This is a genomic window from Hallella faecis (assembly GCF_018789675.1).
Taxonomy (GTDB): Bacteria; Bacteroidota; Bacteroidia; order Bacteroidales; family Bacteroidaceae; genus Prevotella; species Prevotella faecis.
The window spans coordinates 1-25,403 of sequence record NZ_JAHKBE010000033.1 but is presented as its reverse complement, the minus strand read 5'-3'; the positions used below and the strand labels follow the sequence as shown (position 1 = coordinate 25,403).

Annotated in this window: 11 protein-coding genes and 2 pseudogenes; 3 read left to right on the top strand and 10 right to left on the bottom strand. The window is 56.6% G+C overall.

Going from position 1 to position 25,403, the window contains the following annotated elements; genetic code table 11:
* Window positions 1-30: 30 nt before the first annotated feature.
* The 5 genes from KM934_RS08535 to KM934_RS08515 all read right to left on the bottom strand — a co-directional run bounded on the left by KM934_RS08535 (window position 31) and on the right by KM934_RS08515 (window position 10,512).
* Complete coding sequence (locus KM934_RS08535) at window positions 31-1,272, bottom strand: rhamnogalacturonan acetylesterase (RefSeq protein WP_215760197.1); 1,242 nt, start codon at window positions 1,270-1,272, stop codon at window positions 31-33.
* A 31-nt stretch (window positions 1,273-1,303) separates the two neighbouring features.
* Entirely contained in the window at window positions 1,304-2,623 is a 1,320-nt protein-coding gene (locus KM934_RS08530) for a rhamnogalacturonidase (RefSeq protein WP_215760196.1), read from the bottom strand.
* Between the two features lie 362 nt (window positions 2,624-2,985).
* Window positions 2,986-5,736 carry a beta-L-arabinofuranosidase domain-containing protein gene (locus tag KM934_RS08525; protein WP_215760195.1) on the bottom strand — a complete coding sequence of 917 codons (2,751 nt, stop codon included), beginning with the start codon at window positions 5,734-5,736 and terminating at the stop codon, window positions 2,986-2,988.
* A 276-nt stretch (window positions 5,737-6,012) separates the two neighbouring features.
* Window positions 6,013-8,493, bottom strand: a complete 2,481-nt coding sequence (locus KM934_RS08520; protein WP_215760194.1) for a glycoside hydrolase family 127 protein — start codon at window positions 8,491-8,493, stop codon at window positions 6,013-6,015.
* A 57-nt stretch (window positions 8,494-8,550) separates the two neighbouring features.
* Window positions 8,551-10,512 carry a glycoside hydrolase family 97 protein gene (locus tag KM934_RS08515; RefSeq protein WP_215760203.1) on the bottom strand — a complete coding sequence of 654 codons (1,962 nt, stop codon included), beginning with the start codon at window positions 10,510-10,512 and terminating at the stop codon, window positions 8,551-8,553.
* Window positions 10,513-11,031: 519 nt separating this feature from the next.
* Between KM934_RS08515 and KM934_RS08510 the strand changes: the two genes are divergently transcribed.
* A complete protein-coding gene (locus KM934_RS08510) occupies window positions 11,032-12,537 on the top strand; it encodes a glutamine synthetase family protein (protein ID WP_215760193.1) in 1,506 nt (501 codons plus the stop codon).
* Between the two features lie 648 nt (window positions 12,538-13,185).
* Complete coding sequence (locus KM934_RS08505; RefSeq protein ID WP_215760192.1) at window positions 13,186-13,629, top strand: Hsp20/alpha crystallin family protein; 444 nt, start codon at window positions 13,186-13,188, stop codon at window positions 13,627-13,629.
* A 65-nt stretch (window positions 13,630-13,694) separates the two neighbouring features.
* Here KM934_RS08505 and KM934_RS08500 read toward each other — a convergent pair whose 3' ends face one another.
* The 5 genes and pseudogenes from KM934_RS08500 to KM934_RS08485 form a co-directional block, all read right to left on the bottom strand.
* Window positions 13,695-16,862 carry a glycoside hydrolase family 127 protein gene (locus tag KM934_RS08500; RefSeq protein WP_215760191.1) on the bottom strand — a complete coding sequence of 1,056 codons (3,168 nt, stop codon included), beginning with the start codon at window positions 16,860-16,862 and terminating at the stop codon, window positions 13,695-13,697.
* 143 nt (window positions 16,863-17,005) lie between these two features.
* Window positions 17,006-17,926: pseudogene (locus KM934_RS13170) on the bottom strand (family 43 glycosylhydrolase); the annotation flags it as partial.
* A gap of 54 nt (window positions 17,927-17,980) precedes the next feature.
* A pseudogene (locus KM934_RS08495) lies at window positions 17,981-19,834 on the bottom strand (family 43 glycosylhydrolase); the annotation flags it as partial.
* Between the two features lie 919 nt (window positions 19,835-20,753).
* Window positions 20,754-22,034, bottom strand: coding sequence for an ATP-binding protein (locus KM934_RS08490; protein WP_215760190.1), 1,281 nt, complete (start codon window positions 22,032-22,034; stop codon window positions 20,754-20,756).
* 173 nt (window positions 22,035-22,207) lie between these two features.
* Window positions 22,208-23,560 carry a sigma-54-dependent transcriptional regulator gene (locus KM934_RS08485; RefSeq protein WP_215760189.1) on the bottom strand — a complete coding sequence of 451 codons (1,353 nt, stop codon included), beginning with the start codon at window positions 23,558-23,560 and terminating at the stop codon, window positions 22,208-22,210.
* Window positions 23,561-24,276: 716 nt separating this feature from the next.
* On the opposite strand from KM934_RS08485, the gene KM934_RS13295 reads away from it, so the two are divergent.
* A complete protein-coding gene (locus KM934_RS13295; protein ID WP_215760188.1) occupies window positions 24,277-25,386 on the top strand; it encodes a sensor histidine kinase in 1,110 nt (369 codons plus the stop codon).
* The last annotated feature ends 17 nt before the right edge of the window (window positions 25,387-25,403 follow it).

Genomic DNA, 25,403 nt, shown 5'->3' with positions numbered 1-25,403 from the left:
TGTTTTCTGTGGCGCAACATGCGGATGTGGTTAGTTGCCGTCGGGCTTGGCCGTCTCGAAGATGGGCGCGGCGTACCACACGAAGGTGTCGGGGTTGTCGGGGTGGGCGGGCGAGTAGTCGCGCCAGTCGGAGCGCAGGTGGGCGGCCAGCGGAAGGCCGAGCTGCCTGATGCCCTCCACCACCATCTTGGCCACCTCGTAGGCGCCATAGGGGTTGAAGTGTGTGTTGTCGGCCAGCGGTTGCTCCTGTCCGGGGAACGTGTGGGCGGCGTAGTGCACCAGCGCCCGTGTGCTGCCCTCATAGCCGAGGGTCTCGAAGAAGGTGCGGGTCATGTTGTGCAACTCGATGACGGGCACCTTCTCGCGCTGGGCCACGGCCCGCATGGCGTCGGGATAGTCGCCGTGGGTCTCAAGGATGTGCTGGTGGGCGTTGTCGAAGGCGCGGCGCTGGGTGGGGGTGCAGAACACCACGATGCCGCCCTTCTGGCGCACACGGTCTATGAACACCTTGAGGTTATGGCTGAAGTTGTACCATGCGCCGGCTCCGGCGTTGCGCTCCTTCTGGTCGTTGTGGCCAAACTCGCAGAACACGTAGTCGCCACGGCGCAGGTGGGCCATGATGTAGTCGAGGCGCCCTTGGGCCAGGAACGAGCCGGCGGTCAGTCCGCTCTCGGCCAGGTTGCACACGGCCACGCCCTCGTCCCACCAGCGTGGAATCATCTGGCCCCATGAGGCCCAGGGCTCACGGCTCTGGTCCACCACGGTTGAGTTGCCGCAGAGAAACAGGGTGGTGGCCGTGGTGTCGCGGTCGATGACGATGCGGCTCACGGCGGGCGCCGACCCATTGAACTCGAAGGTCAGACGGTCGTCCCAGTGGAGGTAGTCGCGCTCACGATCCTTGATGCGCACGCTGTGGCGGTCGTCGATGCGTGTGCTGCGCTTGTTGACCACGAAGCTCACCGTGCGCAACTCGCGGCGACGGGTGGCCACGGGCTCCACCAGCAGTCGGCGACACTCGGCCCTGACGGTGGTGACGGCGGCCTGGCGACGGCTGCCGAGGGTGACGCTGACGCGATAGTTGCCATCGGGCACCTTCACGCTGAAGAAGAACGGGGCCTTGCTGCCCTTTGTGGGCGATGCCACCACGTCGTAGCCGAAGCCCGTGGCGTCGGTGTAGCGCGGCTGGGCCTGCGTCAGGTCGAACTCGAAGTGCTGGGCCTGGACCTGCAGGGAGGCCATCAGGCAGAGCGCATATAATAACAGGTGTCTCATGATTCGATGGGATTGGGGGTGGTGGAGTGGGTCAGAGCTTCTTGCCGTTCACCCTGACGCCGTTTACCTTGGCGCCGGGAATGATGGTGGGGTCGAACGCTCCGCGCTTGTTGTTGATGTCGATCGTGGAGAAGGTGAAGTCGTGCAAGCGGTACTTGTCGCTCAGGCCCACGTCGAAGAAGTTGTTGCAGTCCATGTGGATGTCGCGGATCTGTATGTCGCGACACTCGGAGAGGGGCATGTCGGCACGGTCGGCGGGCTTGAAAAACTGGGTCCATGGGCGCACCACGAGGAACGATCCCGTGTGGCCGGTGATGTTCTCCACGCTGACGCTCTCGTAGCGTTGGGGCGTGTCGGGGCGCATCTTGAGCCACAACACACGGTTGGCGTTGTTGGCGTGGCAGTGGCGCAGCACCACGTTGTGGTCCTCGATGCTCTCCGATCCGAGCGTCAGGCAGCCGTGCACGGTGCCGTAGAGGCAACGCTCGATGAGGATGTTGCGGTTGGGTCCGTTGGTCGAGTCGCGGTCGGCCCACGTGCCCTTGCCGCCCTTCAGCGCCACGGCGTCGTCGTTGACGCTCATGTAGCATCCGCTCACCAGCACGTCGTGGCACACGTCGATGTCGATGGCGTCGCTCGATGGGGCCTTCAGGCCCTCGGTGGGCGAGGTGATGTGGGCGTTGAGGTAGCGCACATGGTGGCAGCGGTAGAGGTGATTGGTCCAGAACGGACTATTGGTAAGGTGGATGTTTTGCACGGTGACGTGGCTCGAACGCGAGATGTAAACCAGTCGGGGGCGCTGCTCATCCTTGTTGGTGCATTGGGCATTCCACTGGCGGCGCAACCAAAACTGGCGCCAATAGTGGTGGCCGTTGCCGTCGATGGTGCCGGGACCGGCGATGACGAAGCCGTCGAGGCCGTCGGCGTTCATGAGGGCGGTGTAGTAGGTGCATGTCTCACCCTCGATGCGTGTGGTGCGAAGGTCGAAGTCGGCTATGCGGTCGGAGCCTTTCAGCCGGCCTCCCTCCTCCACTTGCAGGTGGGTGCCTTGGCGGAAATACAAACTGCCTGAGAGGAACGTGCCACGCGGCACCACCACCACGCCGCCGCCCTCGCTGGCGCAACGGTCGATGACGCGCTGCAGGGCTTGTGTCTGCACCTGGGTGGAGTCGGTCGACACGCCGTAGTCGGTCACCACGTAACGACGCCCCAACTGGTTGAGGTCGACCTGTGTGGTGTCGGCGAACCAAGGGTCCATGGGCGTTCCGTCGGGCCACAGGGCTTTCTTCTTGGCAGCCGACAGGCTGAGTGTGGCGATGAGCGCCAGGCAGAGTGTGAGGAGTCTTCGCATGCTATTGGGTTTTCGGAACGGCCGGTTTTGAGCCGGGTAGATTGGGTTTCTATGGTGCAAAGGTACACTCTTTCTCCTTAATATGTATAGAACAATTTGATATTCTGCCTTTAATTTTTGACCTTCCTATGACCGTAAGCCGTTGCGACCCGACTTATGCGTATCCTGGAAGGCACTAATGCGTATGCTTTTTCCAAGCAAATAATGACAAACAAACGGCAAGGCAGTACATGCGTTTGTTTGCGTTGGGAGAAAAGTTTCGGTGCAACGATGCCATTCGTGGTGCGTTGTTGCAACAGGGGTGATAGGGAAAATGTGTTCGTTGGCCAACGGGAAGGTGTTGGCCAACGAACACATCATTATCAGTTGGCTGGCATGGCGGCGCGCAGACCTGTGAGGCCGCGACGGATGAGATCCTTGGTGCCACTGCCGTCGTTCACATAGTCTCTCACCATTTCGGCATAACCCATGGCGTCTTTCAGGCGCTGGGTGGGCGCGGCGATGGCGCGTGCCGCCTGCAACGCCTCGAGAAGTTCCTTGAGGTCGGCAGGTTCGGCGAGGTTGCCGGGGCGCATCATGCTGAGGGCGGCGTTGAGCTCACTCGCCACCACGGCGCCATTGCCCTTGTGGTTGGCCACAAACGCCTTGGCGGCCTCATAGCGCGAGCGCATCTCGTCGATGCCATTCTTGGCCCAGGGCGCAAACTCAGGAACCTTCTTCTCCATGGCGTCCCACGCCTGCTGCTCAGCCAAGCGCTGCTCAGCCACACGCAACAGTTCGGTGAGCGTGGTGGTGTCGACATACGCCGTGTCCTCGATGGCGCCGTCGATGCGGAAGTAATGGGTGATATGGCGGTCGGCATCATAGTCGGGCACAAACGACAGGCGGTCGGCGTCGGCCTCACTGCTCAGTGTGGCCTCGTCCCATGAGCGCACATCCTTGGCGGCCATGACGAGCGGGCCGTTCATGAAGGCTGCCGCCCACATGGGCTTATACGACTGTTTGCGCGTGATGTCCATCTTGTCGGGGGTGAAGTCGAGATGGCGTGTGAAGGGCATGTTGACCACCACACTGTCGCCCTTCTGCCAACGGCGTGCGTCGATGGTGACGTAAGAGCCCGGCTGGTAATGGTCGGCCAGTTCCTTGCCGTTCACCTGAACGGAGAAGCCGGTGGTGGCCCAATAGGGCACACGCAACTTCATGGTGAACGTCTTCTTGCCCTTCTCCACACGGATGACGGAGCGCTGGGCGGGGAACGTGCAGTCCTGGCGCAGCGTCAGGCCCTGCCATGTGGCGCGTGTGGGCAGGTAGAGCGCCACCCAGAGGGTGTCGGCGGCGGTGAAATAAGCCGCCTCCTGGTATTTCACGTGGTTCTCGGCGCCCGTTCCGCCGCAGCAGGTGGCTTGCGGAGTCTCGTTGCCCCACGGCTTGCTGGCGTTGAGGCCCACGGCATATTGGTAGAGCACGGCATACTCGCGGGGGTTCACTGAGCCCACCAACTGGTTGTAGAGCACGCGCTCATAATAGTCCATATAGCGCGCATCGTTGGGATGGTAGGCGTTGAGGTCCTTGGTAAGCTTGGCCAAATTGTACGCGCAGCACGTCTCATTGATGTCGGGTCCGGCGGGGTTGGTGGCCATGCTCACCATCTGCTTGTAAGGCTGACGGAACATCTCGCCATTGCCCACGCCACCCATGGCGTAGCGGTAACGGCCCTGCACCAGGTCCCAGAAGTTGTCGGCGATGTGCCAGTAGTAAGGGTTGGCGTTGGAACGATAGGAGCGCAGCGCACCCACAATCATGGGGATGTGCTGGTTGGCGTGGCGGTCGCGGATGGCGTCGATGCCGCGCGACAACGGCTTGTAGAAGGCCGGTGAGTCGAAGAAGTTGGCGGCCTCGATGAGATGCGCCTTCTCCGTCTTGTCGGCAACCATCTCCGACAGGCGGGCGAGCGACTCCTGCATGCCTCCCACCTCACCGGCGATGTACATGTTCCACATCTCATAGCGGTTGCCCGGCTTGGCGCGGCGCTCAGCCTGTGTGCCGTCGGTCTTCACGTAGGTGCGGTAATGCAGTCGGTTCCACACCCAGAGGCCCATGTCCTTGGCAATGACGAGCGCCTTGGCGGCGAGCTTCTTGTCGTCCACGAGGTTGGCGATGTCGATAAGTCCGGCCAGTTGCTTATGCACGGTGTAGTAAGGGGCCCACACGCCCTCTTCGTTGTTGTAGGGCGCATAGCGCTCAATGAGGGCGCAGTGTTGGGCGGGAATGGCGTTGATGTACCCGTAGCCGTAGTGGGCGCAGTCGGTCTTGTAACGATCGAAATCCTTCCATGTGCCGCCCAACTGTCGGAGCTCGCTCTCGGGCGCCAGGTCGCGGGCCTCGCGGTAACGGCCCAGCTGCTTGTCGTAAACAAACGTCATCTCCTGGCATTGGCGCATCTGGTCGACCACATACTGTATGTTCTTCTTGAGTTGCTGACGCTTTGCCTTGTCCGTGCAACTGGCGTAGGCCATGGCCATGGCCGAAAGGTAATGGCCCGTTCCGTGGCCCTTGAGCTTCGTGGTGGGCGAGTCCCATCCGTCGCTCACGGGATAGCCGTCGGTGGGCAGCCCGTAGGTGTCGCGGTAGTTGTAAACCTGTTGGCGCGGGTCGAGCGTGAGCAGGTGGTCGATGTCGAGGTCTCGGTTGTGCGTCAGGCGGTTGTCGCCAATGAGCTGCACGCTCCCCAGGGGCAGCGGCTCAGCCACGGGCTTGGGCTGCGGAACAGGAGCCTCGGTGGCCACCACGCTCACATGGGCCGAGATGGGGAACCCGGCGGCCGTCTTGTTGTCGCCGATGATGTAACCCTGCACATCATAGGATGAGCCGGCAGGATACTTGTTGGCGTCGGCAGCCGCCTTCTCGGTCTCGAGTGCGGCGTTCATCCATTTCACCTGTCGGTATTCGCCGTGTCCATCAGCGTAGGTCACCCAGAGACGGTAGGGCAGCATGGGCACCTTTCCGACAGTGGTAGTGACTGCCACGGGAGTAACGGTCTTGATCTTTGCCCGCTGGGCGGTCGCTGTGAGCGAAGCCATGAGGCAAAAGGCTATCAGAGTTTTCTTGTTCATAAAGATGAAATATGGTAGAATAAATTTGTCTTAGCAGCGTCCACATTCGGCACAAACCGATGCAAACCGTTGATGCAAAGGTAAGCTTATTTGTTCAATAATAACACGCCATACACTATATTTGGACTGCTTTTTATATGATTTGGACGGTATTGTCATTGAGCAGGGTGTTCATCAAGCCTATGAACCAATAAGCCCATTAGGCTTTGGAACCTAATGGGCTCATGCGGTATGATGGTATTGGCTTAGCCGTTTCGCTTCACGCGGCTTACTCTATTACTTCACGCTCCACTCGAACACGCCGGCTGAGAGGCGCTCGTTGATCTTCACCTCGAGCTTCAGGGCGGTGGTCTTCACCGGCTTGAAGTTGACGGTGCAGGCGGCACCCTTCTCCACCGGATAAGCGTCGGCGTCCTCCACGGGCTGCCACTGGCCTTGCGTATCCTTGTAGTAGAGCTTCCAACTGTCGGGCACAGAGCAACCGCCCCAAGGCTGGTCGTCGAACCAATACACCGTTGAGCTCTGCACGGTGGCAGCCTCAGGGAAGGTGTAGCTGATCCACTCGGTGGTGTTGTTCTTGGGCCACCAGTGGGTGTAAGGAATCGAACGGTCTGTGGCGTCCTTCGGAACCAGGCGGTCGTTGATGCTCTGCAGCGACGGCAAACGCATGGACGACTCGATCTTGCTCTGGCTGGCGAGCGTGGCGGGCTGCGAGGGATTGGTGGCCTTCAGGTCTTGGGCGAGCCACACCTTCATGTCGCCGCCGCCACGGTGAGCCCATGCGTAATAGGGGATGAGGGTCAGCGTAACGTCCTTGGTGGTGAGTTTGCCGGCCTTGTCGAACGCCAGGGTCTGTGCGTCGGTGGTCAGTGTGGTGAGCGTCTGTCCACGCCAGTCGACGAGCTTGGCCTTGCTTGCCTCAGGGATGAAGGCGTCGAGGGTCTTCGTTCCGAGCTTGAACGACGGATTCTGGTTGACCAGCACCTCCTTGATGTCGAAGTTGTTGTCGGGCCACTCGGCACAGTACACCAGCGGGCCACGCTCCACCTCGATCATGCCACGGTCGGCCTCCACCTTGTTGTTGGCGCGTACGGTGCGCGGCTCCATGTCGAAGTGCACCTGCACCTTGTCGCCCTTCTTCCACTTGCGGCTGATGGTGTAGTAGCCATCGGCAGTAACCTTGCCCTCAACAGCCTTGCCATTGACGAGCACCTTGTAGCCCAGGCGCTTGGTGTCGGAGTAAGAATAGAGGTTTGAAGGCACCGGCTGGTTCTTCAACCAACCCGGAACGCGGATCTTCATGCCGAAGGCGCCTCCGCCCTTCACCACCGACACGGTGATGTCGCCATTGTAAGGATAAGCCGTTTGCTGGCTTACGGTGACGCTCTTGCCACCCACCTTCATTGTGGCGGTGTTGGCCAGGAAGAGGTTTACGTAAAGATTGTTGTCCTTAACGGCATAAACATAGCCTGGCAGAGAAGGAATAAAGCGGCAAATATTGCTGGGGCAGCAAGCACAACCGAACCAAGGCTGGCGCTGGTGCTGGCCCATCGACTCCAGCGGGTTGGGGTAGAAAAAGCCACCACCGTCGAGGCTCACACCACTGATAAGGCCGTTATAGAGAGAGCGCTCGAGCACATCGTAGTACTTACTCTCGCCATGGAGCAAGAACAAACGATAGTTGACGTAGACATTGCCGATAGCGGCGCAAGTCTCACAGTAGGCGCTCATGTTGGGCAGGTAATAGTTGGGACCGAAGGCCTCGCCCGATGCCGTAGCACCGATACCGCCCGTGATATACAGCTTCTTGGTGACGATGTTGTCCCAGATGCGGTCGATGGCGTGGATATAGGCCGAATCGCCTGTGAGGGCGGCCACATCAGCCATGCCGGCATACATGTAGGCGGCACGCACGGCGTGGCCCACGGCCTCGTCTTGCTCCACCACAGGTTTGTGGCTCTGCGAGTATTCCTGCTTGATGGAAGTCTTTCCGCGATAGTCGAGGAAGAACTTGGCCTCGTCTAAGTATTTCTTGTTGCCTGTGGCGAGGTAGAGACGGCAGAGCGCCATCTCGGCAATCTGGTGGCCCGGCACCACACAAGCCTGCCCCTTTCCAGGTCCTACCTCCTTTACCACGCAGTCGGCGTAGCGGCAGGCGATGTCGAGGAACTTGCGGCTTCCTGTGGCCTGCCAGTGGGCCACGGCGCCTTCCACCATGTGTCCGAGGTTGTAGAGCTCATGGCTGAGGTCCTCCTCCTTCGACCAGCGGGTCTTTCCGGCCCATGAGTGAGGGTGGGTGTAGTTCTGCGTGCGAGCCGTGTAGAGGTATCCATCGGGCTCCTGCGCCAGTGCGATGATGTTGAGCACCGAGTCGATGTAGCCCTTGAGCTTGTTGTCGGGGAACGTCTGGAGGATGTAGCTGGCACCCTCGATGGTCTTGTACGGGTCGGTGTCGTCGAACGAATAGGGCATCACCTTGTTCACATCGACATTGTTGGCGTGGGTCTTCATGTTTTGCGCGGCACGCTCAAAGTTCTTGTAGCGTCCCTCGCTCTCACACTTTGAGAAAGCGAGCGGAATGGTAATCTTACGACTTGCCTCAAGGCGCTGTCCCCAGAAGCTCTGGGCAGGCACCTTCACCTGTGTGAAAGGCACGGGCGTGATGGGATAACCCGCCGCCGCGTTTTTCTTCTGCGCTTGTGCGGGAGCGGCGAGCAGCGTGGCTGCCGCCAGGGTCACGATGATGGAATGTCTCATGATTTGTTTTATGTTTTTATGTTATTGTTGTCGTTACGGATAGTTCTCCACGGCCTGTTACCTTGTGGCCGGTGCGATGACCACTACGAAACCGCCGCCCGATGCCATGTGGATGGTGAGGCTGTCGGCTGCCGACACCTGGCGCGCCTCGAAGCGATGGTCGTTGGCGTTGCGGTCGGCGTTGATGCCGTCGGTGAGCAGTGTGGCCTTGAAGGCTTGTCCGGCGGGCAGGAAATTGAGGTTGATGGTTACGTCGCGCTCATCCCAGTTGGTCAGTCCGCCAATGTAATAGATGTTGCCTTTTTGTCGCAGCGTCACGATGTGGCTACCCATCTGGCCCTCGACGACGGTCGTCTTGTCGAACACGGTGGGCAGACTGGCGAGGAAACTCGTGAACCGCGGCTCACGCTCATAGCTTGTAGGCACATCCGAGAGCATGGTGAGCGGCGAGTCGTACACCACATACTCGGCCGCCTGATGGCAGCGTGTGCCTTGGCTCATGGGCTTGGTGTAGGAGGCGAGCCAATCCTTTCGTGTACCGTTGCGCAAGGCGCCCGGCGTGAAATCGACACTGCCCGACTGCATGCGGATGAAGGGGAACGTCACGTCGTAGAGCGGATGGTTGTTCTTCAGCGAACCCCACTTCACCTCTTCCATGCCAAACACGCTCTCGAAATTGAGCACGTTGGGGTAGGTGCGGTTGAGTCCCGTGGGTGTGTAGATGCCGTGGAGGTCGAGCACGAGGTGATGGCGCGCGCAGGCGTCGGCCAGTCGATCCACCATCTCAAAGGCCGTTTGGTCGTTGCGATCGAGAAAATCGACCTTGAATCCCTTCACGCCCATCTTGGCGTAATGGCTGCAAGCCTCCTCCAGTTGCTCATCAATGACGTTGAACACCGTCCAAAGGATGATGCCCACATGGCGCTTGTTGGCATAGCTGATGAGGCGGGGCAGGTCCACGTCTGCGATGGGATGCATGATGTCGCCCTTGTTGGAGTCGTACCATCCCTCATCGAGGATGATGTATTCGAGCTTGTGCTTCGCTGCGAAGTCTATATAATATAAATAGGTGTTGGTGTTAATTCCGGCGCGAAAATCCACCCCTTCGAGGTTCCAATCGCTCCACCAGTCCCAGCTCACCTTACCCGGCTTGATCCACGACGTGTCGCCGATGCGGTTGGGCTCAGCCAGGGCATACACCATGTTGGCCGTGGGCATGTCGGCATCTTTCTCGCTGATCTGCATGATACGCCAGGGATAGACGCGGGCGCCCTTGGATGTGGCGATGTAATTGGCCGTCTCGGCCACGTAGGTCATGCGTCGCCAAGGATGGTAGTCCATGCGTGTGGGGTAGGGGGCGAAGAGCGCGTTCAATGAGCCCTTTCCGTCGGCCTCGACCCACATGCCCGGATAGGCATGGGCGTCGCTCTCGAGCAGCGTCACCTTGGCCTGTCCACAGTCGACGGTGGCCGGCAGGAACGAGGGCACGGTGCTGAGCGTGTCGAGCGTGGTGTCGTGGTAAATGTTCTGGAATGCCATTTGGAACGGGTTCTTCACGTTGGTCGATGGCGAGAGCCACGCGCGTCGGTTGTTGCCAAACTGGTACTGCGCCGACTCGTTCTTGACAACCGTTTCTCCCGTGCGTGTGGTATAAAAGCGGTAGGCCACACCCTCGTTGGAGGCTACGACGCGCAGTCCGAAGCCCGTGGGTGCGAGCAGGTCGAGCTGGTTGGCCTCAAAGCGGAACTGGCGCTGGCGGTAGAACGGCGCGTCGATGGTATGGCTGGCCTTGGTGCGCTTGGCCTTCACGCCCCGGTCGCCCTGGAGCGCGGCCTGGCCGTCGTTGAGCAAAAGATTGATGTTCGCGCCCTTGAGGAGCGTGTGTCCGTCGAGAGCCACGGTGATTGTGGCGCCCTTATCGAGGTTTACGGTGGCTGAAACGCGCCCTGAAGGCGATTTCACTTGGTAGCTCTTGGCTTGCATGGCGAAAGGCCAAACGGCAGCCACGAGCAGTAGCATTGTTTTCAAAAAATGGCGCATAGGCTTAGTTGGTGATTGCGTTTTAGTAGGCGGTATTTACCCCGCTCTTTTGCAAAGTTACTCATTTTTTGTGCTTTATAAGTGTAAAAAACGTACTAATCTTGTTAAAATAGTACCGATCTATACGATTTTACTATTTTTATAGACGGTTTTGTTAGGAAGTATCAAGGAAAAAGTGTATTTTTGCACCATCAAATTTTATTTGGTTTATTTATTAGGTAGTACGTTGCAAAACATTTAGGTAACCCGCCCGGAAGCGTCCGAGGCGGGTCCTGTTTTTTATATGAGGAGCGAATAGTTTGACATCGGCGAGAAATAAAGCATTTAAAATTTTGAGCGTATCAAGTTATTAGCTATATTTGCAACGGATAAGCCACTCACGGCCCATTGGCGATAAGCTGACGCCCCACACCATGGCGCGCTATCGGCCGTAGAGGCTACGAACCTGGAAAATCACAATTAACTATACCTTAAACAACCCATTAAACAACCGTTACTATGAACAGCGACGAACTTTTGCTCAATGCCAACGAGATGGTGGCTTATTTGCAGAAACCCGCAAGCGAGTTTACCAAGGCCGACATTATTAACTTCATCCGTCACAACGACATCCGAATGGTGAACTTCATGTATCCCGCCGGCGACGGAAAGTTGAAGACCTTGAACTTCGTCATCAATAACCTCAACTATCTTGAGACCATCCTCACCTGTGGTGAGCGCGTCGACGGATCGAGCCTTTTCTCGTTTATCAGTGCTGGCAGCAGCGACCTTTACGTCGTTCCGCGTTTCCGCACCGCATTCATCGACCCGTTTGCCGAGGTTCCCACGATCTGCATGCTGGCCTCGTTCTTCGATAAGGACGGCCGTCCGCTGGAGAGCTCACCCGAGCACACGCTTGCCAAGGCCACTCGCGCCTTCACCGAGGTGACCGGCATGGAGTTCCACACCATGGGCGAGTTGGAGTACTACGTGATGATTCCCGACGATGGCACCTTCCCCGCCGTCGACCAGCGCGGCTACCACGAGTCGTCGCCTTTTGCCAAGACCACAGCCTTCCGCACCAAGTGCATGGACTATATCGCACGCACGGGCGGCCAAATTAAGTATGGCCACTCGGAGGTGGGCAACTTCCAGCAGGACGGATACATATATGAGCAGGGCGAGATTGAGTTCCTGCCCGTCGACGCACAGACCAGCGCCGACCAACTGATGATTGCCAAGTGGGTGATTCGCAACGTGGCCGCCGAGATGGGCCTGAACGTTACGTTCGCTCCGAAGATCACCACCGGCAAGGCCGGATCGGGTCTCCACATCCACATGCGCATCATGAAGGACGGCAAGAACATGATGATCCGCGACGGTCGCCTGAGCCCCGAGGCTTGCACCATGATTGCCGGAATGATGGACGTGGCTCCCGCCATCACCGCCTTCGGCAACAAGACCCCCACCTCTTACTTCCGTTTGGTTCCTCACCAGGAGGCTCCCACCAACGTGTGTTGGGGCGACTGCAACCGCTCAGTGCTCGTCAGAGTGCCGCTGGGCTGGACCTCCAACAGGGACATGTGCAGCATGGCCAACCCGCTCGAGGCCGAGAAACACTTCGACACCTCGCTCAAGCAGACCGTGGAGATGCGTTCTCCCGACGGCTCAGCCGACATCTATCAGCTCATCGCTGGCCTGTGTGTGGCATGCCGCCACGGCTTTGAGATGCCCGACGCCCTGCAGGTGGCCGAGAAGACTTACGTGAACTATAATATCCACGACGCCGAGAACGCCGACCGCGTGGGCGCCCTGGCTCAGTTGCCCGACAGCTGCGAGGCATCGGCCGACTGCCTGGAGAAGCAGCGTGCGGTGTTTGAGCAGCACGGTGTGTTCAGTCCGGCCATGATCGACGGCATAGAGGCCCAGCTCCGTGGCTTCGCCGACCGCACCCTTCGCAGCGACATCGCTGGCAACGACCAGGAGATGGAGAAGCTCGTGAAGACGTTCTTCCATTGCGGATAACCCCTATTCCCCCAGCGCTCATGCATGGCGTCGCAACGTTTTTTGGCGACGCCGTGCCCGTGAGCATCCATGCCCTCCAAGTGCTTATCGTGAGGGCATGCCCCATCAAGCGGCTGTTTTGCAGCCGCTTTTTTTAGGGTCCATTCATAATCCCCAATCAGTCATTAGACCGAAATTGGTGGGTTGTTAGGATCTAATGACCGATTGGGGGATAAATGGTTAGTGAACCGCCACGCGCTTGTTGGCGAACCCACAATGCGAAAACTATCCAACCGCAAGGCGTAATGTGGGGCTTTTAATGCTTAAAATATTTAAACATTCGTGTCAAACAGGCATGAATGTTGTGCCAACCTTGTCAAAACGCGCCATCCTTGCACCGTCGTGCCTTTGGCATGCATATTGCATGATGATGGGTGAAAACCAAAGCCGAGAGGCTCGGGAGGCGAGAGGCCAAAACTATTAACAATTGGGACTTCAACCACCCCTCCAGTTTCGAGGCCGCAGTTGGGGCTCGCATTTGCAAGAAGCCGGTGAGGCGACGAGCAGAGAGGCGACCCAAACAAACGATAAACAACGAACAAACAGAAATCCCGACCGACTCGAAAGACGAAGAGAGGACGAGAAAAACAAAATTGGAGGTAAAACATTATGTTATTAGCTCGTAGAAACAACAACAGTGTATCTAATTGGTTGAACAGTTGGTTTGATGACAGCGTATTCGATACCGACTTGATGCCGCGCATGAACGCCACCGCACCTGCTGTTAATGTGAAGGAGAGCGCCACAGGTTACACCATGGAAGTGGCAGCCCCGGGCTTGAAGAAGGACATGGTTAAGATGAACATCGACAAGGATGGTTATCTGAATGTGTCCATCGAGCACAAGGACGAGCGTAAGGAGGAGAAGAAGGACGAGCACTACTTGCGTCGCGAGTTCTCTTATTCTAATTACTCACAGAGTTACGCTCTCCCTGAGGACGCCAACCAGGAGAAGGTTACCGCTGAGGTGAAGAACGGTGTGCTGACCATCGAGATTCCTAAGATGGCCAAGGAAGAGAAGAAGGAAAACGTGAAGAGCATAGAAGTTAAGTAATACAAAAGGCATGAGCCTAACAAGAAAAGGGCAAGCTCCCACTGAGGGGGCTTGCCCTTTTTGCGTCATTTCAGCACCACGGTCTTGTGGTTTATAATGTTGACACCTCGCTGCGGATGTTGCAACTGTTGGCCTGCGAGGTTATAAGTAGAATTGAAGGCGTGGTTGGCTTTGTTCCCGATAGTAGTTCCGGCAATGCCTGTGGCCCATCCCTTTGCGGGAATCTCAGCCTGATAGCTGATGTCGGAAACGACCGTCTCGCCCGTAGTGTTGGTCAGTCCGAAGTTGGTGATAAACGTCTCCGTGGTGGCCAAGGGCACGGGATCGAGGTATGCCATGTGCTGCGTCATGTCCCACACCACCGTTTGTAGTCCATTGCCTGCGTCGACCACCTTGACGGGGTTGACAATGTTGATCCATTTGCCTGCATGAAACCACATCTGGTGAGCTGAGGTTGCGGTAGACAGATGGCTTCCCGTGACACATAGGTAGGGATGCTCGGCAGGGATGTAGTAGCATCCCGAGTGCACCTTTGCCAGTTGCAAGGCCGTGTTTTGCGCTCCCGTCGCTTTCACCTTGATGGTGTTGGCCTGCATGTCATAGCTGATGTTAGCTTGCTTCACACGTGCCTCGTCGCCCGACACCCAGTCGGAGGCGTGGAAGGCGTAGGGCACCCCTTCCACCTTCACAGGCTTTGCCACGAGCAGGCGCAGGTAGTAGAGTCCTGGGCACATGGTGCCGTTTTCGGCAGGCTCGATGCGGAACACGAAGCGTCGTTTCAGCTTACCGTTGGTTCCATACGCTACCTGTCGTGGCAATCGATATTCGTCGTTGTAGAAGCCTTTCGGGTCTTTGTTGGCCACATTCGACGGAATAGTAACGTTCGCCACCTCCGTTCCGTCCACGCTCACCTTGGCCTTTCGCCCCTTGTCGGCCACGGTGAAGCGGCACATCACCGTCAGGGCGTCGCCACTTTGGGCCAACTCGTTATAGCGTTCCTCGGGAATGGTCAGCGTGTATTCCACATATCCTTCGTTGCCCTGTCCGCAGTCGCGGTAGAACTCACCGTTGTACGACCCTTTGGTGGAGTTGGCCGAGTAGTTGGCGTCGTGTCCGGCCTCACTCTGTTGCTCGCCTGTTCCCACATAATCGAGCGTTCGCTTTTGCAGTTCGGCGGCCAGTTGCTCCTCCGCTGCGAGGTCGCTCTTGGCGAAATCGGCCACACTCTGCTGGTACCAATACACACAATAGCGCGAGTGGTGTAGGCTGAAGAAAGGCTCCATGGTAATCGATGGCACGGTGTTGAACATCGATCGCGAGGCGTTTTCCACACCCTGCGGACCGCGAATGGCGAACATCAGTCGGGCTGTGTCGATTTTCTGTACCATGCCGAGCACTTGTGAGCGGTCGCAGAGAAGCAGGGGCGAGGTGGTGAGCTGCAGGGGCGTGGCCACCGATCCTGGTGCGTGGTCCATGCGTCCTTCACCCGCATATTCGCCTTGAAGCACCTCATAGGCCAGGCCTGTGGTGTCGGCCTCGGCCTGGGTGCGCGCTGTGGTGCGACCCGCCAGCAGGATGGGCCCATACTTGAACGCCACATACTGTGGCAGGTTGGGGCAGGGCTCCATGCGCAAGGTCATGGGCAGATCCACGTTCAGCGTGTCGCCTTTCTTCCATGAGCGGTCGTAGCAGGTGTAAGTGGCCTTCCCGTCGGCGCTGGCCCATGCTGGCTGGCGCACGGCGATGACAAACTTTCCGGGACGTGTGACGGTCAGTCGTGTTTTTGGCTCATAGGGGAATCTTGTTTCCTGCAGTATGCCATACTTGTCGTTGTGTAGCTCCGAGGCGATGAAGATGTTCACAAAGAGCGTGTCGCTGCCCACGGTCGAATGGGTGTAGATGAAGTGCCCATACTTGGCGTGGTTCTCCATGCCCGTTCCCACGCAGCACCACATGCCTTGGTTCACCTGCGAATATACTCGGTATGCCTGTGGGCGCAGTGTGGTGAAGTAAACATATCCGCCTGTTGTTGGATCTTGTGTGGCCAGGATGTGGTTGTAAAGTGTGTTTTCGTAGAAGTCGGCGTAGCGTGCGTCGTGAGTGTCGTCGAATAGGTCTTCCGAGAGTTTGAGCATGTTGTTGGAGTTGCATGTCTCGGGTCCGTTGAGGTTCGCTATGTATCGACCCGCTTCTGTGGCGGGCAAGAAGTGCTCGTCCACACTGTTTCCGCCGATGCAAACCGTTCGGTTTTGTGCCACATCGGTCCAGAAGTTGTGTACTGCCGATTCATAATTGGCCGGTTCGGCTCCTCTTGTTAATTGGCAGATACGCTCAAATCCGATGTATTTGGGCACCTGGGTGTTGGCGTGTTTGTTGTTGAGGAATGTTGTGTTGTAGTTTGCCATGCCGTTTATCATCTGTTGATGACAGTACTTCTTGGCGCCCTCCAGATACTTGTCGTCGCCAAACAGGGCATAGGCGTCGGCCAATGTCTCATTTACGCCACCATGCTCACTGTTGAGCAGGTTCTCGATGTTGGTGTAGCGGTTCACCACCTCGATTGTCCAATCGCACAGGCTGCGGAACATCTCTTTGGCCTTGAGGCTTCCAGCGTAGAGATAAGCGTCGCGCAAGCCGGCCAGCACCTTGTGCTGACAGTAGAGCGGAACCCATCCGCCAAACTGTGTGTAGGCTGATGTGTCGCCACGATAGAGTTTACGCCACATGTCGTTGAGCGGTTGTCCGCCAATGAATCCCTTCAAGCCCGTTGCGTCGTTGGCGTAGGCTTCTTGGCAGTCGTGGAGTATGTTGAGGCAGTAATCGAGTCGTTCCTTGAGTTGCTGGCGCACCGCCTGCTCTTCGGTCGACGCTCCCTCGTGGTTGAGTGAGGCGTAGGCTAAGGCCAGCGCCGTAAGGTAATGGCCACCTACATGCCCCTCAAGCGACCAGTTGCTCAGGCCCCAGTTGGTGAACGAAGGGTGCTTGTCGAGCCAGCCTTGGTACTTGCCCGTCTGCTTGTCGAGACCCGCCTGACGAATGAAAGGCGCCATGAGGCGGTCGGCGTCGTAGGCCAACAGGGTGTGGTTGTTCAAGTCGCGCGCCGTCCGAAACGGACTGTCGAGCAGGGTTACCTCACTGAGGTTGAAATGTTGTGGGTAGAGAAGCGCCTGGGCTTGTGCCGCCAGGGTTGTGGCGAAGAGCCAGGCAGCTACAATGATTCTTCGAAATTGCATGGTTGGTAGATGGTTTTTGCAGTAGGTTTGGGTTGAAAAGGAACCCCCATGCCATGTGAGCCACATCCCCATAAGGGGTTGCCCCGCATGGCATGGGGTAATGTCATTGGAAGAACTGTTCGGTTTGGCGTTGCCGCCCGCCGTTACTCGGTGGGCACTACGGGCTTGATGGTTCCGTCGGCGTTGAAGTAGAGGCGGTCGATGCAGGTCTCGCGGTGCACGCCTGGTTGGTGGCGGAGCCAGTCTTTGTTGATGCGATGGTACACGATGTACCACTCATCGGTTCCTGGCACCTGGATGACCGAGTTGTGGGCCGTGCCATAGATTTCGCGCTGCGCATCTTGCTGCAGCACCACCGGCTTGTCGGCCACCTTGATTGGGCCGAGCGGCGAGGTCGATGTGCCGTAGGCCACGTGGTAGTTGGGCGATCCCGTGTCGTCGACCGACCACATGAAATAGTACAGTCCGTTGCGGTAGAACACGTAGGGCGCCTCACGGTAGGCGTAGTCGCGGAGCGATCCACCCTTCGGTGTCATGAGCGTGATGGTCTCCTCCTTGATGCTGGTCATGTCGGCGTTGAGCTCGGCTCCCGCCATCATGCCGTTGCCCCAGTAGAGGTAAGGCTTCTTGCTCACGGGGTCTACAAACACGTCGACGTCGATGAGCTGACCGTGGAATCCCTCCGGCTCCTTGCTGATGAGCGGATGGCCGAGGTCGACAAACGGGCCAGTGGGCGCGTCGGCCACGGCCACACCCATCTGCTTGTGCCCGCCATCCTTGGGCTGCGCGCTGTAGTAGAGGAAGTATTTGTAGCCCTTGGCGGTCATCACCTCCTCGGCAGCGGGTGCCCAGAGGTTGCCGTTGGCCCAGGGTATCTGTCCGTTCTTGGCGTCGAGCACCACACCCTCGCAGCGCCATTCCTTCAGGTCGGCCGACGAGTAGGCGTAGTATTTCCATCCTCCCCAACCCGGCTTTCCGTCGGTGGTGGAGTAGATATAATAGCGCTTGGTCTTGTTGGAATAGAGAAACTCAGGGTCGGCGTGGAACCCATTGAGAATGGGGTTGCCCTGTGCGCTCACACCCTTGGCAGTGGCCGGAATGGGCCTGATGGTTCCGTCGGCGCGGTAAGCCATGGGCTCGATGATGACGCTGCGGCTGTAGCTGGCGCCATCGGGCAGCGCACCGTTGTGGGAGAGGAAGAGCCACTGGTCGCGGAAGTTGACAATGGCCGGATGGGTGGTGTTGCTGTTGCCGGCAATCTCCGAGATGACGCCCATCGGCTTCCACGGGCCCTCCATGCTGTCGGCCATGGCATAGGCTATCTTCTCAGGCCATTCGGATGCGTAGGTGAGGTAATACTTGCCGTTGTACTTATGCACCCAAGGCGCCTCTGTGAACGGATGGTCGGTGCCGAGGTCGATCTGCTTGATGCTTCCCGGCACAATCTCGGTCATGTTGTCCTTCAGTTTGGCGATGTAACACTCGCGGTTGCCCCAGATGAGGTAGGCCGTGCTGTCGTCGTCGATGTAGACCGCCGGGTCGATGCAGGCCCATGAGTGGGTCGATGCGAAGCAGTCGTCGTTGGTGAGCAGCGGCTTGCCCAGTGCGTCCTTGTAGGGACCGGTGATCTTGTCGGCCACGGCCACGCCAATGCCACACCAGTTGGTCGACACGTACCAATAGTATTTGCCTCCGCGCTCCACCACGTGCCCGGCGTAGGCCTGCTTGCTCTTGGCCCACTTAAAGTCGGTTACGTAGAGCGGTGTGGGGTATTGCGTCCAGTGACGGAGGTCGGTAGTGGAGAACACGGCCCACTTCCTCATGACGTAGGTGCCGTGCTGTCCAGGCTCGTCAACGCCCGTGAAGAGCCACAGCGTGTCGTTCTCAACGAGCGCCGCGGGGTCGGCGGTGTGCATGTGGGTGAAGAGGGGGTTGCCCTTGGCCGTGTACTCATGCTCCATGACGTAGCCCCACTGCTTTTGGAGGCGCTCCATCTCGCTGGCCGTGATGGGTATGACGGTGCCGTGGCGGGGGGCGAAATCCTTGCGGAACGACTGCGGCTTCTGCGTGAACGTCTTCAGGTCGCGCGAGGTTTGGTACTCGTAGCGGCCCGAGCCATAGAGGTCGTACATCAGCACATAGCCGCTGCCGTCGTTGAGGGGGAACACGCCCGATCCCTCAACGCCCGTCTTTTGGTTGGCGTAGGCGTCGATAAACTTGAAGTCTTCCTTCCAGGGTCCGGTGAGTTTCTTGGCTGTAGCCATCTGTATGCCGTTCTGTATCTCCTTGCCCTCGGCGTTCTTGATGTTGCCCTTGTAGAACAAGTGGTACACGCCGTTGCGCTCAATGATGTCGTTGTCGATGCTTCCGTATTTGGCAGAGAACAGCACCTTCGGCTCGCTCTCGAAGCCCGTGAAGTTGTTGTTGGCGTAGGCGTAATAGGTGATGAGGCTCTTGCGGCCGTCGCCCGTGCGCTGCAAGGTGAAGTAAACCATGTATTTCTTGGCCTTGCGGTCGTAGATGGTTTGCGGCGCCCACACCCAGTAGGCGTCGGCGAAGTTCTTGTAAGCCTCCTTCAGCACAATCTTGCTATGGCTCCAATGCACCAAGTCGGCCGATCGCATCATCACAATGCCGGGGTTGTCCTTCCATCCGTTCTTCGCGGTGTTCATGTCGGTTGCCACGATGTAATAGTAACCGTCGGCGCCCCGCAGTATATGGGGGTCGCGAATGCCGCCACTGGTGGAGATGGTGTCGCTGCTTACGATGGGGCGGTTGTTGTTGAGCGCATACCAATCCTTGGCGTCCTTGCTGATGGCAAAGCGCAGATGTTCCTGCAGTTTGCCCTCGCCAGTGCCCTCAAAATAGGCAAAGAGGTAACCCGCATACTTGTTTTTCGGTGTGGATGCCGACGCTGGTGCCGCCCAAAATAGCGCTGACAATAGCGTGGCAAGGATGAAACGGTGGTTCATTGTGTAGAGTGTTTTAGGATGTTTTCTGAATGATCGATAGTCTGTTTGCGCTGAAAGGCTCACGCCTTGCGCATCTGCTTTTTGGTGTGTGCGGAGTGGTGGTAGATTATCTAATTGTATTTTGCACACTAATTGATTGCAAAGATAACACCTTTTTATATAACTTCCAAGTGGAAAGGCATAAAAATGAATAAGCGCTTGGAAAAACAACTTGCTGATTTACAAGACAATTTACCCTGCGCCAAGGCCATGGGGCGCGGTAGGCCTGTAGGTGCCGTGGCTTGCTCCGCCCCTGAGCGGAATGTGATGATGTTGGGAATTTTGGTAAAAAAGTGGTGTGGCGATTTCGGTTGAACCAGCGAACAAAAACGCCCTTTTTATGCGATCATGACTTTGAAAATGAGCCACCGCAGTGCGAAAGATGCCCAATCGAGTCAAGGTTGGGCATGTTTCGCACTGCGGTTAGGAAGGTATGGAGCCTCGAAACGGCATGTTCCGCACCGCGAAAGGCCATGTTTCGCAGTGTGGACTGTGACGTGAGAGGAGAAGAATGGGAACTTTAGTTGGTAAGTAGCTGATTGTTAGGTGGTTGCTAAATTGCGTAAGAATCGCGTATTTGCGCCCTGCCGTACGCTTGCCGACGGATAAATGTTAAATCAGGGGGATGTTTGTTGGTTCTTTTCTTATGTCTATAAGTGTTTCGGGGTGTTGTTAACCGCATGGTGCGTAATGCTGCCCCATGCTTGTTTCATCTCCCAAAACGGCGAATGTAGGTAATTGTCGCGATTCATTGCTAATATGTAGATTCCTGCTCTCGGTTGCAACTGACACAAAGTTTCCTTCTTAAAAGGAAAGAAACGGGATGTTATTTCCTTTTAAGAAGGAAAGTTTCTGCTTTGTTTATCCACATCTTATGGCTCTATCTACTTTGCAACAGCCATTTCCAGATAGGTACCACCTCTATCGTATGGCCATCTGTCTCTATCTGCGTCTCGTAGTCGCGGGTAATGATGTAGCCGTGATAGCCAGGAAAGGCTTTCAGGAATTTGATGAGAGCTCCCACTTCTCGCTCGTAGGTAGCCTCGTCATTCAGATTATATGATACCTGAATGGCCAACTGAGCAGATGGAACGCAGAAATCAATCTCTATATTTTTGTTGAAATAATAGAGGAGAGTTTCTTCCGTAGTGTTTCTGAATCTTCTGTTCAGTTCTATTGCCACCATATTCTCCAATAGCTTTGTTTCCCCCTGAAACAGGAACAGGTTGAGTATTCCATTATCGGCAACGTATCTTTTTTGAAGCGTTGCCTGTTCTGTCATAGGTGAAACCAGATTCGGAATCGGGAAGAAGAGATACGCATCTTGCATGTATTCCAAATAATCCTTCAGGGCTGGCAAACTGATGGTGTCTCCTGTAGATTTCACCATGTGTTGCAATCTGGTCAGGGAAGAAGGCTGCATCACGCTATCGGCAAGTTTTTTAGCCAAAAAGCGGAATACCCTTGAATTGCGAATGTTGTTTCTCTCCACGATGTCGCCAATCAGGATCTTCTGATACAGGGCATTGAGGTATTCCCGTTTGTCGGGTTGCTCAAACGATTCTGCTATTCCTCCTTCGTAAAAATAGGAATCAAAATAGTTGGATACAATTGATTTTACCTGCTGGTTATACTCCCAGTTATCACATGGTTCCACTTGGTGATAGATCAGGTATTCTGCAAACGAAAAAGGAAAAATTTCCTTCGGAATGTATCTTCCTCCAAGTGTAGAGTACATTTCCTTGCCCAGCATCTTGGCGTTGCTGCCTGTAATCATCACGCGATATTGGGAATCTGCCAGGCGACGGGCAAATTTCTCCCAGCCTTCCACATTCTGAATTTCATCAAGATAGACGAGGGGATGTTTGCCTGGATATAGTTCCATGTAGGAATCCAGAATGATGCCCAGTTCTTCTGCCTTGAGGGATGACAAGCGCTCATCCTCAAAGTTGATGTAGAGAATATCTTGGGCCGACTGTTCGCCTTTGTTGAGTCTGGTCTGAATATCCTGATACAGCAAGTAGGACTTACCTGCTCGTCTGAGACCTACGAGGACATAATTCGACTTATCGCCGAAAAGGAAATCTCGGTGAACCAGTTTGTAGTTTGGGATGGCTACTTGCTTCTCAATGATGATATTCTTGATGATTTGCTTGTCCATACAGAAATATCTTAAAGTATACTTTGCAAAAATACAAAAATATTACTAACTATACTTCGAGATAATCTCAAAAATGGGTTTGTTTAAGGAATATTAATGGTTCATCCGGTATTTGAAGTGGGCCACCCTCATGCTGTATGCATTATCCTTCATTGCGCGGCATGGGCTATGGCTTAGTCCATGCCGTAGCGCTTCATCTTGTTGTATAAGGTCTTGCGGTCAACGGCCAACAGTTGCGCCGCCTTGCTCTTGTTGCCGCCTGTGGCGCGCAGGGCGGCCTCTATGCGTTGCTGCTCCGTCAGCTCGTCGTGGAGCGCGAGCGGTTCGGTGGGCGTGGAGGGCGCCATGGAGCGCTCGAGGTCCGACAGGCCGATATGCTTGCCCTTGGCCAGCAGTGTGGCGCGTCGCATCACATTGTTCAGCTCGCGCAGGTTGCCCGGCCATGCGTAGGAGGCGATGCGCTCGCTCGCCTTGTCGTCGAGACCTATCACGTCGCGCCCTAAGTCGGCGTTGGCATGCTTGATGAAGAGATCGGCGAAGAGGAAGATGTCGGTGCCGCGATCCTTGAGCTCAGGCATGTAGATGGTAAACTCGTTGATGCGGTGGTAGAGGTCCTCGCGAAACTGTCCGTCGGCCACCAGACTGGCCAAATCGCCATTGGTGGCGCACACCAATCGAATGTCGACGTCTATCTCGTGGGCGCCACCCAGTGGGCGCACCTTGCGCTCCTGCAGGGCGCGCAGCAGTTGCACCTGCACATCATACGACAGGTTGCCCACCTCATCGAGAAACAGCGTGCCGCCGTTGGCCTCCACGAAGGCGCCCGTCTTGTCGGTGGTGGCCCCGGTGAAGGTGCCCTTCACGTATCCGAAAAACTCCGATGCCGCCACCTCCTTGGGAATGGCGCCACAGTCGAGCGCGAAGAACGGCTTGTCGCGGCGCGGACTCAGTTCATGGATGCGGCGCGCCACATACTCCTTGCCCGTGCCGCTGGCGCCCAGGATGAGCACCGACATGGGTGTGGGCGCCACAAGGCCCACATATTCGTAGAGTTGGCGCGACGCCTCGCTCTTGCCTTCTATGTAGCGCGGCACGTCGGCCGTGGGCTCTTGGGCCTTGGCTTCCGGCGCAGGCGTGGCGGGTTGCGGCGTGGGTGCTGGCTCAGGTGTGCTGAGGGCGTCGCGAATCTTCTGCAGCAGGATGTCGGGCTGTACCGGTTTGGCAATATAGTCGCTGGCGCCGGTCTTCATGGCCAGCACCGCATTTTGCACCTCGGCGTAGCTCGTCATCACGATGAACGGTATGCGCAGGTTGTGTTTCCGCATCCATTCGAGCAGAAACAAACCGTCGTGGTCGGGCAGGCGAAGGTCGGAAAGGATGAGGTCGAAGTTGGGCGTGTCGGTCAGTTGGCGCGCGGCGGCGCTGACCGAGCTCACCCGGTCGACATCAAATCCCTTCTTGCGCAACCAGGTTTGCATCATGGTGGCAAAGGTGAGGTCGTCTTCTACGATAAGGATGTGTGGCATGGCGTTATCTGAATCTTGATGGTGCAAAGGTAGCTCAAATGGCCGACATAGAGAAACAAAAGGCGTTTGAATTTGTTAATTGGCTCCTTTTGCCCCATTTTCCGTGCGCTAAAACGCAATGTGTCAGCATATTGGCGTTATCGGTTGACCGTTGGTTGAAAAACAGAGGGTGTTCGTTGAATAAAGTTGGAAGAAACCTTGCAAATGTGTTATCTTTACCAACAAACGCAGACACAAGCGCCACCCAGGCCTTGTCCACACATTCCCCCTGTGGAAAGGCCAAGCGGTGGAGCAAGCCATGGTGGGGCTGGCGTCGGGAAGCAGTTGCACCCACACGAGCGGATCGTCGCCGACCACCGTCACGGCAAGGCTCACAGGCTCGCAAGGCGGATGGCACCGACAAGCCCCGTACAAGATAGATCACCCTATCAGAACAAACAGAACTCTTATAAACATCATAAATATCCAAGCAGTGCTACCCATAATTAGTAATCCCCCACTAATTTAGCGATCAATAAAAAACAGACTGCTTTTCATAGAATCGATAGGGAAAAACCCGGCAGCGGGCGTTGTGAGAACGTCGGAAGCCAATGGGTTTTTCCCATTTTCAATCCAATGGCTGTGAACCCGTCCATACGAATGGGCATGAGCCCAACCCTCGAAAGAACCTGCAACGTATATATACTAAAGTGAAATCCTTAAACGTTAATAGTAGAGTGAAACTCATTAACTCCATCCTCAACGGGCAGAAGAAGACCGAGCTCCTTGTCTATGCCGCCCTGTGGACGCTATTGTTCATAGCGCCCTTACTGTCGATGTATGCGCAAAATGCGGTCTTGCACCAGTCAACCTACGACTGGTTTGGCGTGTGTATGTCGTGGCGGGTGTTGTCGATGTTTGCTGTTTACTTCGTCATCCACAACTTCCTGATAGCGCCCCTGCTTGTCTACGGTGGGCGCAAATGGCTTTACGGCGTCATCGTGGTGGTGGGATTGGCGGGCTTCGAGTTGTATCTCTGCTCCACACGCCCCATCCATCCCTTCCAGCCCGGTGCGGAACGGCACATGGACGAGGAGCGTCGGGGATGGCCCGACAAGGTGGGAGCCATCGAGAAAGGCCATCCTATGGAAGGCCCCCAGTATCCGCGGCGCCCCATGCGCGGTCCCCATCCGCGTCGCTTGGGACGCCCGTTTATCTTCGGTGAACGCGAAACGGTGAGCTTTATCGTCATGGTGCTGCTCTTGGGATTGAACATCACCACGAAGTATTTCTACCGATCGGCAGGTGTTCGTAAGCGCATGAAGGCGCTCGAAAGCGAAAACCTGCAACAGCAGTTGGAGTATCTGAAGTATCAGGTGAGTCCCCATTTCTTCATGAACACGCTCAACAACATACATGCCTTGGTCGACATCGACCCCGAAGAGGCCAAGCATACCATTGAGGTGCTGTCGCAACTGATGCGCTATCTGCTTTACGAGGGCGACAAATCGCTGGTGCCTATGCAGCGCGAGGTCGACTTCATCGGCCACTATGTGGACCTGATGCGCATTCGCTATGCCAACGATGTGCAAATCGATGTGGACCTGCCACGCCAGTTGCCAAAGGTGATGATTTCGCCATTGCTGCTCATCACCTTTGTGGAAAACGCCTTCAAGCATGGTGTCAGCTATGAGCACCCGTCGTTTATCGAGGTGAAGGTGGAACCCTCCGACGACGGAGGTGTCTGCTTCAGTTGTCGCAACAGCATGAAATCAACGGTAGACGACAAACCCGGTGGGGTGGGGCTGCGCAACGCCATCACACCAACAAGCGTACTCGCAGGATGATCCGTCGACAGTTGGAT